At 40.6% G+C, this 10,050-nt stretch carries 11 protein-coding genes; 1 reads left to right on the plus strand and 10 read right to left on the minus strand.

All coding sequences use genetic code 11. From position 1 onward, the window contains the following. Positions 1-16: 16 nt before the first annotated feature. From ACFSYC_RS18770 to ACFSYC_RS18815, 10 genes are all read right to left on the minus strand, one after another. A complete protein-coding gene (locus tag ACFSYC_RS18770; RefSeq protein WP_377130394.1) occupies positions 17-214 on the minus strand; it encodes a cold-shock protein in 198 nt (65 codons plus the stop codon). A gap of 137 nt (positions 215-351) precedes the next feature. Next, positions 352-987: a peroxiredoxin gene (locus ACFSYC_RS18775; RefSeq protein ID WP_377130395.1), complete on the minus strand. Its 636-nt coding sequence runs from the start codon at positions 985-987 to the stop codon at positions 352-354. A gap of 168 nt (positions 988-1,155) precedes the next feature. Continuing rightward, positions 1,156-1,629 (minus strand): hypothetical protein, encoded by a 474-nt coding sequence (locus tag ACFSYC_RS18780; protein WP_377130396.1) that lies wholly within the window; start codon positions 1,627-1,629, stop codon positions 1,156-1,158. 631 nt (positions 1,630-2,260) lie between these two features. Next, positions 2,261-3,004, minus strand: a complete 744-nt coding sequence (locus ACFSYC_RS18785) for a menaquinone biosynthetic enzyme MqnA/MqnD family protein (protein WP_377130397.1) — start codon at positions 3,002-3,004, stop codon at positions 2,261-2,263. A 9-nt stretch (positions 3,005-3,013) separates the two neighbouring features. Continuing rightward, positions 3,014-3,634, minus strand: coding sequence for a histidine phosphatase family protein (locus ACFSYC_RS18790; protein ID WP_377130399.1), 621 nt, complete (start codon positions 3,632-3,634; stop codon positions 3,014-3,016). A gap of 73 nt (positions 3,635-3,707) precedes the next feature. Next, the gene (gene mqnE, locus ACFSYC_RS18795; protein WP_377130400.1) at positions 3,708-4,901 is read right to left on the minus strand and encodes an aminofutalosine synthase MqnE; all 1,194 of its coding nucleotides are present in this window, start codon (positions 4,899-4,901) and stop codon (positions 3,708-3,710) included. A gap of 286 nt (positions 4,902-5,187) precedes the next feature. After that, on the minus strand, positions 5,188-5,796 hold the full coding sequence (locus ACFSYC_RS18800; RefSeq protein WP_377130401.1) for a hypothetical protein: 609 nt from the start codon (positions 5,794-5,796) through the stop codon (positions 5,188-5,190). Between the two features lie 4 nt (positions 5,797-5,800). Continuing rightward, positions 5,801-7,066, minus strand: coding sequence for an adenosylmethionine--8-amino-7-oxononanoate transaminase (gene bioA / locus ACFSYC_RS18805; RefSeq protein WP_377130402.1), 1,266 nt, complete (start codon positions 7,064-7,066; stop codon positions 5,801-5,803). Beyond that, complete coding sequence (locus tag ACFSYC_RS18810) at positions 7,063-7,503, minus strand: NUDIX domain-containing protein (protein ID WP_377130403.1); 441 nt, start codon at positions 7,501-7,503, stop codon at positions 7,063-7,065. Before ACFSYC_RS18810 ends, bioA begins: the two co-directional genes overlap by 4 nt. Continuing rightward, positions 7,500-8,474, minus strand: coding sequence for a cation diffusion facilitator family transporter (locus ACFSYC_RS18815; RefSeq protein ID WP_377130404.1), 975 nt, complete (start codon positions 8,472-8,474; stop codon positions 7,500-7,502). Before ACFSYC_RS18815 ends, ACFSYC_RS18810 begins: the two co-directional genes overlap by 4 nt. Before the next feature lie 169 nt (positions 8,475-8,643). Here ACFSYC_RS18815 and ACFSYC_RS18820 point away from each other — a divergent pair, with 169 nt between their 5' ends. Then, entirely contained in the window at positions 8,644-9,837 is a 1,194-nt protein-coding gene (locus tag ACFSYC_RS18820; protein ID WP_377130405.1) for a pyridoxal phosphate-dependent aminotransferase, read from the plus strand. Positions 9,838-10,050 lie beyond the last annotated feature (213 nt).

The following is a 10,050-nucleotide window of genomic DNA, read 5'->3' on the forward strand; positions in this document are numbered from 1 at the left end:
GTTCAGTTTGGTAAAATTATACTTTTTTTACGTTTACTGCCTGTAAGCCTTTTCTGCCTTCTTCAACATCGTACTCAACGTCGTCGTTATCTTTAATAGCATTTACGCCGCCTTGTACATCTTTAAAGTGTACAAAAAGATCTTTACCATCATCGGTAACAATAAAGCCGAAGCCCTTTTGTGTGTTAAACCATTTTACTTTTCCAGTTTTCATAATAATAATAAGTATTAATAATTGTGTTATAGTATACGATAAACCGGACTGAATAGTAAAATGGCATTAATAATCAGCGGAATAAAATACACCCTGCTTCCTCAAATATATAAAATTATTTAATTATCCAAATAAAATTATTTATTAGGTTGCGGGGTAAGGCGTAAGTATGGCTTAACCTCTGTAAAACCTTTCGGAAATTTCGCCGGGATATCTTCTGTTTTAATGGCCGGTACAACTACTACGTCGTCGCCATCTTTCCAGTCAGCCGGTGTAGCTACACTATGGTAAGCGGTAAGTTGCAGTGAATCAAGCACACGCAATACTTCCTGAAAATTACGGCCAGTTGATGCCGGGTAAGTTATGATTAATTTAATTGCTTTATCAGGACCTATGATGAATAGTGAACGCACGGTAGCATTAACCGACGCGTTGGGGTGAATCATGTCATAAGCCTCTGCTATTTTACGGTCCTCGTCGGCTACTATCGGGAAGTCTACTTCAACGTTCTGGGTTTCGTTAATGTCCTTGATCCAGTTGCGGTGAGATTCAGCCGAGTCCACGCTTAATGCCAATACCTTGGTGTTGCGTTTTGCAAACTCGTCTTTTAACGCTGCTGTGCGGCCTAGCTCAGTGGTGCATACGGGCGTATAATCTGCAGGGTGCGAAAATAATACCCCCCAGCCTTCGCCAAGGTAATCGTATAATGTTATCTCTCCTAATGAAGTGTCTGCTGTGAAATTCGGGGCTTTATCGCCTAATCTTAAACTCATAATGCAAATGTTTTAGTTTATTTATTTTTAAAGTTACGCTGATTGTTGTAAAAACCAATAGCGCTGTTAAAAACAATCTACTATTTACATAGACATTACATAGATGGTAAAAAAAAAGCCCGTGTTGAATATCAACACAGGCTTAGATAAAAATAAACTAAACTAAAATTATTTTACTTTCTCAATGCTTTTAACCTCGCCATCGTAAGCGGTAACAGTTAAAACAAGTGCTTGAGCAGCATTTTTTACGTTGATGAAATATACAGCGGGATCTTCGTTTTGTGAATCAAATCTCGTAATGCTTTCAACTTTAAAGCCAGCGTAGTTTTTAGCTAAATTAGCTTTTACTTGTTTTTCTACATTATTTAATGTCACTACGTGAGCAAGGCCCCAGTACTCGCCTACTGTATCATAATAAGCCGTGTAAATAGTGTTATTTTGGGTGAAAGTAGCCTTTTGGCTGGTTTTTGATACTGTCCAGGTTACATCGCTTACGTTTTCAAAGTCAGATTTGAATTGCGTAAGTGTTGCGTATGCTACATTTTCTTCACCGTTATCGGCAGATGATTTTTTAATGCCATCGGCAAATGCAGTGATACTGATTGTGGTTGCTATAACTGCAGAAAGAATAAACTTTTTCATAGTGTTTTTACATTTTTAATATTGGCAACAAAGATACGTCCGTGTTATACTTATTGCTAATATTGGTCAATTTTTGTGAGTTTTTTATAATTTGAATCATATTATAATATCAAATTGTAATTTTTTTAATTTACTTAGTGTACTTTATACAATATTAATAATTTACTTAGTGTATTTTGTACAATAAGTACAGCTTTTTAGTGCCCAAAAAGTGCCAAGGCTGTGTTGTAACGGCGTTTTTACACAAACTGGCTTTTATAAAGAACGATTTGCAGCGCTTTCAGGCGACGCTGCGGTTTTGTTTTTGTGATCACAAGGTGTTATGATAATGGCACTTTTGGTAGCGGCATAATACAAATCAATTGCATCGCTTACAATTGGACGCTGGTTAACTGTGTATTTTATGCTGATATATTTTAAAATGCTTGCCATAACAAACTTTAACTATAATGTTGTTTAATAGCATAGATACAATTGAGGTACCGTGGTTTAACCAGGTTTTGTTGTATATCTTGTTTGTTACACAGCTGATTATTAAACCCTTATGAGCTGTTATGGTGCTATGTATTTGTTACACAGAGGGGGCTTGTAATAACGGTACTATAAAGAGGATAGAATGGTGGGCACAGAACTACAAAGCTTTTATGTAATCCAGAAAAAGATACAATGCCTTGCGCTTGTCATCAGTTAACTCAAAGTCGAGTTTATGCATCAGGTAGTCTTCCAGATCAAAGTCCGGGTGGGTCGGTAAGCTTTTAAGCAACTCTGCGCGATTATCTAGACCTTTTTTTAGTGCGATATTAAACTCTGCTATAAAAACAGCTGGTATGTGCTTATTTGCTATCCAGGCGGCAAATACAAAAGGCAGGCCGGTAAATTTTTGCCATTCTTCCGCAAGATCATAAACGTATTTAAACTGCTTCTTTTTGCCAAAGGTGCGGTCGCCTATTTGTACAAAGGCGGTGGTGGGGTTGGTAGCGGTTGTATAGTCAGGCGCGTTAATTATCAGGTCAGGACTAACTTTCCAGAAATTTTTGAGCAACACCCTGGCCAAATTGTTTGACGAACGTGATTCAGGATCGAGCTGCAAATGCGTAACCTCGGTAATATCGCAATTGCTAAATATAAATACAGAGTTTACAGCGCCGACAGCGCCTATGCAGTAGTCGGATATAATTTCCCAATGCGGCAAATTAAGTGTGGCAGCAACCGGTATAAGGCCTATATCCACCTTGTCATCAATCAGTTTTTGCGCGCAGTCTGCAGGCATATCCAGGCTTAGATCTATTTTTTCGAGAATGCCGGTATGTTGAAGTCCGTAGATAAAAGGTTTGGTGTTAGTGTAGCTTACAGCTGATATTCTGATCTTGTCCACAGCAGTTGTCTAGTTGTGTTTTAGATGATCGGCATTGTTGAAACTTTCAATCGCATATTTTTCGCCGTCAAAAGTAACCTTATATAATACCAGGTTTTGATGCGGAAAGCTATCCATCTCTGTTAATGGTTTTCCGGTAAGGATACATAATAGTAACCGCATAGCGCGTCCATGCATACATACCAGCACATTTTGCTCTTCAGTATGGCTCATAATTACACTAAGCGCTTCAATTTGGCGTAAACGCACCTCATTGGGGCTTTCGCCATCATCAAACTTACTGTCAAGGTTACCCCCTACCCAATCGCGCATAAGTTGTAAAAAGGCGGCTTTGGTTTCGGGCGAACTTTTGGCTCCTTCGTAAATACCCCAGGCAAGCTCGTCAAGGCCTGCAAGTTTTTCGTATGGAATGCCAAGGTCAATAAAATGCTGGATACTTTGTTGTGTGCGTTTAAGCTCTGATATGTAGATCTTATCAAATCGCACAGCTTTATAGGCTTCAAAAAACTGTCGAGCCTGATTACGGCCTTCGTCGTTAAGATCGGTATTTATCCCCCGGCCCTGTACTATGCCCTGTTTATTAAGATCAGTTTGCCCGTGACGGACAATGTATAGCGTTTTTAATGTCATTTACTTTGTCATTAGTCATCGCTCATTGATCAGTAGTTTATTTCACTAATGACCAATGACAAACGACCGATTACTAATTTATAACCGGCAATTTATAATACTGCGGCTTTGGTACTTCGGTAAACTGAAAGTCACTATAGTCTGTAACCACATTATAAAGCGTATCACGTTCCAGGGGATATCTCCCCACCTGTTTTATCAGTTCAACCAGTTGTTGTGTGGTCATGGCCGGTGTTTGCTCTTCGGCACCTGCCATGGAGTAAATTTTGGTGGTATCATCTAATGTTCCGTCTATATCATCAACACCGAAGTTTAATGATAGTTGTGCCGTAGTGCGGCTTATCATTGCCCAATAAGCTTTTATATGATCAAAATTATCCAGATAGATGCGGGATATAGCATAATTACGTAAATCCTCAATCACCGGTACCTCGGGCACGTTTGACATTTGATTATCTTTATTCCTGAATTTAAGAGGTATAAAGGTTTGAAATCCGCCCGTTTTATCTTGTAGCTGTCGCAGTTTCTCCAGATGGTCAACCCTATGACGATATTGCTCAATGTGCCCGTATAACATTGTGGCGTTTGAACGCATACCCAGTTTGTGCCATTCTTCGTGTATGGCTAACCATTGTTCGCCAGTACATTTATCTTTGGCTATCAAATCACGAATTTCAGGATCAAAGATCTCTGCACCACCACCAGGGATAGACTCTAAACCAGCATCTTTCATCAACTTCATGCCGGTGGCGTAATCTATCTTAGCCTTTTTGAAGATGTAATGATATTCTACCGGCGTTAATGCTTTAACATGTAAATCCGGGCGGTGTGCTTTTATCCGGCTAAAAAGTTCAGCATAAAAAGCCACGTCGTATTGTGGTAAAACTCCCCCAACTATGTGTACCTCGGTAACGGGTTCATTATCATACTTGGTAACAATGTCAAACATTTCGTCCATAGTGTACTCCCAGCCTTCTGATTTTTGTTTCAACAGGCGCGAGTACGAACAGAATTTGCAATCGTAAACACAAAGATTAGTCGGCTCGATATGAAAATTACGGTTGAAATAAGTTTTATCGCCGTGGCGTTTTTCGCGAATGTGGTTGGCTAATACACCCAGATACCCTAACTCAGCTTTCTCATATAATAAAACGCCTTCATCGAAAGTAATACGTTCCTGATTGAGTACTTTCCGGGCAATCTCCTTTAAATCAGCAGATAAGTCCGGATCTTGCAATAATAACTGTAACCTATTCTCAGCTGCCATCAAAATACTTTTTGCAAAAATAAGAAATGTTAATGTAATGGTGGTGTAACATTTAATATCTGTGCTGTTTCATCGAGTTACAATGGCAGGCTAGGTATTATAACTTCACTAAGATGTTATGTTTTACCATTGAAAGCGTGGGCTACATTTTTTAATTCGTGACCAACCCGGCATATGATGCCGGTATTATTTGATTCGAAACGTATATCGTATTTATAAAATTAGCAGATAAGGGTGAATCACTTAATGTGAATCACTTTGGTTTGGTAGTTTTAAACACTATAAATTAGTTAATCTCAGCCCCCAAAGCCTCCACCCAATTATTGAATAATCGGGTTTCAATATTTACTGCTTTGTCGGCATGTCGTTGCCAGTCCGGCGAAAACTCTTTTAACTGGTTTATCATTTCTTCCAGATGACCCTCTTCCTCCAGAATGATAGACTTAACGTTAACCTTACTTTTAGCGGCCTCTAAAGCATCCTGATATATTGGATAAAGTTCATCTGCGCGCACCTCTATAGCATACGTTACCAATAAATAAGCGGCAAAACGCAATTCTTTGCCAGTTAATTGCAAATCCTTCTTCAAATAACGCGACACCTCAACATCAAGCATATTTAAATAGTACTTGCTGTACTGCGATGCAACCAATGATGCGTCATTATAGGTAGGGCAATTTTTACTACCGGTTTTTTCAATTTGTTTTTTTAGATAATACGCATGGCGGTGCTCTTCGGCAGCGTGCTTTAAAATGATGTAGGTAACAGTGGTAGGGTCCTCGCTGGCAGAGATCTTGCGGGCGCCTGTGTTTTCCATTAACGACAAGGTGTTTAACCAGCGTGCGTGCAACTCGTTATTAGCAATTATAGTTGGTAGTATGTTGTGTAAGCTCATAGTATTATATTTCGTCAAGCGCGTGCTCAATTTTGGCGTAAATGTAATCCAAGTCGGTATTGGTAATGCAATATGGCGGTAAAATATATAGTATGTTACCCAACGGGCGCAAAATAATCCCCGCATCTAAAAAATAATGATACAATCGGTCGCGCAGTGTATTAAAGTATGATGTATTGCTCCCCGTCTCCCACTCCATAGCTATGATAGTGCCTGTTTGGCGTACTGTTTTTATTTTAGGGTGGTGTTTGATCTTATCAGCAAACTGGCTGTGCGCTGCGGCTATACGTATAATATTATCCGTAGTAGCTTGCTCTAAAAACAGGTCCATACTGGCCAGGGCTGCCGAACAAGCGATAGGGTTAGCGGTGAAAGAATGGCCATGGAATAAGGTTTTCAATTTATCGTCCGATAAAAAAGCGTCAAATATCTGTTGTGTGCACGTGGTAACGCCTAAAGCCATGGTGCCGCCTGTAAGCCCTTTAGAGAAACACATAATGTCAGGCCGGGCATTGATATGGTCGCAAGCGAAAGGTTTGCCTGTACGGCCAAAACCGGTAAATACTTCGTCGGCTATGGTTAGTACCTGTTCCGTGTTACAATGTGCTACTAACTGCTCCAGGTATTTCGCTTCGTACATCAGCATGCCTGCCGATCCCTGCACCAGTGGCTCAAAAATAAAACAAGCCAGGTTTAATTTGAGATTTGAGATTTGAGATTTGAGACTTTCAATATTATCCTCAGTGGGCAAATCAATAAACTCTACTTCAAACAACAACGAGTCAAACGCAGCTGTAAACGCGCTGCGGCCACTTACAGACATGGCGCCAAAAGTGTCGCCATGATAGGCGTTTTTAAACGCCAGCATTTTAGTACGGCTTTGGCCTTGATTGCTCCAGTATTGCAGACACATTTTTATAGCAACTTCAACGGCGGTCGATCCGTTGTCAGAATAGAATACCTTTTGCTGGTTGTCAGGCAATATCGCCAGCAATCGTTCTGCAAGCTCAACCGCTACCGGGTGTGTAAAGCCGGCGAAAATAACATGCTCCAGCTGCTTTAACTGCTCGGCAACCTTTTGAGCGATGTAAGGATGCGCGTGACCATGGATATTTACCCACCATGATGATATCGCATCTATGTACCGTTTACCATCTTCGGCATATAAACTGGCACCTTCTCCCCTCACTATTGGTATTGGTGGCTGCGCCAATTTCATTTGCGTGTAGGGGTGCCAAATTACTTTTAAATCGCGTTCTACTAAACTCATATACTGTTTATTAAAAGCTTTGCAACATACTGGTCTGTCGGGAAGGTAAAGTCGCCATCAATAAGCTCAGACAGTTTTTTCCAACGGAAAGCCTGCAGCACATCGCCCTCGCCATCAAAATCAAACGGCGTTGTTTTAAACACCAAATTAAGGGGCGTGACATTTTTTACCAGATAATAAATACTGATGATCTGCGAATCATTAAAAGCGGATTTAACAAAAAAATCCGTTGTATAGTAATGGCTCAAAACGTCAATTTTAACATCACATTCTTCAACAAACTCTCGTTTCAGGCCATCAATCAAACCTTCGCCATATTCTAAACCACCACCCGGAAACTTGGTGAACTGCATACCATACTCCTGCTCGTCGCTTAACAATATTTCTTCAGCGTCGTTTATCAGCAAACCATACACCCGTAAGTTAAAAGCCTTCATTGCTCAAAGTGTTTTTTATTGCGGATAACCCTATCCAAGGTCCACTCGATATCTTCGCGCTTAGCCTCGGCTCGTACCGGGCAATTGGGCATTCGGCAATAGTGGCAGCAATCATACAAACATGGGTCGGCATGTATAAAAAGCTCTGTTTTAGTTACTTCGGCATTAACCAGCTTATCTACTGCCGAGACCTCCTCGTGCACCCGATTGAGGTCGAAATAATATGGCAGCGTTAAATGACAATCAATATGCAGCTCATTGCCATAGCGTTGGGCCCTAAAGTTATGTACGTCTATCCACTCATCGCCGCGCTTTTCATTTAACATTTTAATTACGCTGCTAACAACATCGTAATCGGTCTCGTCCATTAACCCGCCAACAGAACGGCGCACCAGCTTGTAGCCGGTAAATATAATATAACAACCTACCAGGATAGATAATACACTATCTAACACAGCAATGCCCGTAAAATGAATCAGCAATAAACCCACCACCAGCCCCGCGCTGGTAACCATATCTGTAATCAGGTGTCGGCCATCGGCCTCTATAGTTATCGAGGGTATGTTTTTACCCTTGGCTACCATATAGTATCCTAAACCACCATTAATAGCCCCGGTAATACCGATAATTATTGCACCCGTCAGCAAGTCATGGATAACAGCCTGGTTAAAAATGCCGTATATGGATTTGATGATGATAATAAGGCCTGCAAGCAAAATGAGCGAACCTTCAATAAATACCGAAAAATGCTCAATCTTGCCGTGCCCGTATGGATGGTTCTCATCCCGCGGTTGCGACGATAGGTAGATGCTGAAAAACGCGAAAGAGCTGGCTATTACATTGACAATACTCTCTGCAGCATCGGTTAGTACAAAAGTGGAGTTGGTGATAAAGTATGCACTAAACTTGGCCAGCATCAACACAATACCGGTAATAAGCGACAGAAGTATGATCTTTTTTTGTTGTTGCAAAGCTGGTTTATTATGGCCGTAAAGGTAGGGTATTTGGAGGTAAATGATAGCGATTGAGGATTAAAGTTGAGATTAATTAGGGAAAGAAAAACTATTCTTTAATCTCCAATTAAGCAATCTCTAAATCAACAGATTTCCTATCTTTGCGGCAAACAACAAAACACATACTATGAGTGCATTAAGCAACAGGATAAACAACCTGTCAGAATCAGCTACCATTAAAATGGCCAAAATGGGCCGCGAACTTGCTGCTAAAGGTGTAGATGTAATTAACCTTAGCTTTGGCGAACCAGATTTTAACACGCCTGCGCTTGTTAAAGATGCTGCCAAAAAAGCTTTAGATGACAATTACACTTATTACACCCCCGTAGCCGGATATCCTGAACTGCGAAAGGCTGTTGCTGCTAAGCTTAAAAACGAAAACGGATTAGATTATGATTTTAGCCAAATCGTAGTATCAACAGGCGCTAAACAATCTATCGCTAATACATTGTTATGTTTGGTTAACCCAGGCGAAGAGGTAATTATCCCTACGCCTTACTGGGTATCGTACTCTGAATTGGTTAAACTGGCCGAAGGTGTAAGCGTTTACATTGACACGGATGTTACCACTAACTTTAAGATTTCGCCGGAGCAACTAGAAGCGGCTATTACGCCGAAAACTAAATTGTTTATGTTCTCATCGCCATGCAACCCTACCGGAAGCGTGTATACCAAAGATGAACTGGCGGGCCTTGCTAAGGTGTTTGAAAAATATCCTGAAGTGTATATAATGGCCGACGAAATTTATGAGCATATCAACTTTGTTGACAAGCACGAATCCATCGCGCAGTTTGACAGCATTAAAGACCGCGTGATTATCATTAACGGTTGGTCAAAAGCATTTGCAATGACCGGCTGGCGCTTAGGCTATACCGCATCAAACAAAGAACTTGCTGCAGCTATTGATAAACTACAGGGGCAAGTAACGTCTGGTACGTCATCTATCACCCAGCGCGCTGGTTTAGCCGCTTACGAAGGTGGTTTAGAAAGCGTTTTAGAAATGCGCGAAGCTTTCAGAAAACGTCGTGATATAGTTTATAAATTAATGACTGAAATTGAAGGTGTTAAAGTTAACCTGCCTGACGGCGCGTTTTACTTTTTTCCTAATGTTACATCTTTCTTTGGTAAGAGCTATAACGGCCGCACCATCAATGATGCTGACGAGTTGAGCATTTATTTATTAGAAGAAGCACATGTATCTACGGTAGGTGGCGATTCATTCGGTGATAAAAAATCCATCCGTATGTCATACGCGGCTTCTGAAGAAAAATTAATTGAAGCTATGGCGCGTATCAAAGCTGCTTTAGGTCAATTATCATAACAAGGTTGTCACGCTGAGGAACGATGCATCTGCCGCAGCGATGCCAAACGTCGAAGATTCTTGACTGCGTTCCCAATGACACAATGTTATAAAACAAAAAATCCCCGCTGCAAATGCGAGGACACTGAAAAAGTAATTCAATAAAACGTATTACGAGAAGCGATCAAGAGAAAAGGTAACTTTTACTTGGTCGTTTTTTTGTTCAGATTTATT

The organism is Mucilaginibacter antarcticus, assembly GCF_042686155.1.
Lineage (GTDB): Bacteria > Bacteroidota > Bacteroidia > Sphingobacteriales > Sphingobacteriaceae > Mucilaginibacter > Mucilaginibacter antarcticus.

Bases quoted from the DNA above. Each gene is read 5' to 3' on its own strand.
- ACFSYC_RS18770 (WP_377130394.1), bottom strand. From the start codon at position 214: ATGAAAACTGGAAAAGTAAAATGGTTTAACACACAAAAGGGCTTCGGC.
- ACFSYC_RS18775 (WP_377130395.1), bottom strand. From the start codon at position 987: ATGAGTTTAAGATTAGGCGATAAAGCCCCGAATTTCACAGCAGACACT.
- ACFSYC_RS18780 (WP_377130396.1), bottom strand. From the start codon at position 1,629: ATGAAAAAGTTTATTCTTTCTGCAGTTATAGCAACCACAATCAGTATC.
- ACFSYC_RS18790 (WP_377130399.1), bottom strand. From the start codon at position 3,634: ATGACATTAAAAACGCTATACATTGTCCGTCACGGGCAAACTGATCTT.
- mqnE (WP_377130400.1), bottom strand. From the start codon at position 4,901: ATGGCAGCTGAGAATAGGTTACAGTTATTATTGCAAGATCCGGACTTA.
- ACFSYC_RS18800 (WP_377130401.1), bottom strand. From the start codon at position 5,796: ATGAGCTTACACAACATACTACCAACTATAATTGCTAATAACGAGTTG.
- bioA (WP_377130402.1), bottom strand. From the start codon at position 7,066: ATGAGTTTAGTAGAACGCGATTTAAAAGTAATTTGGCACCCCTACACG.
- ACFSYC_RS18810 (WP_377130403.1), bottom strand. From the start codon at position 7,503: ATGAAGGCTTTTAACTTACGGGTGTATGGTTTGCTGATAAACGACGCT.
- ACFSYC_RS18820 (WP_377130405.1), top strand. From the start codon at position 8,644: ATGAGTGCATTAAGCAACAGGATAAACAACCTGTCAGAATCAGCTACC.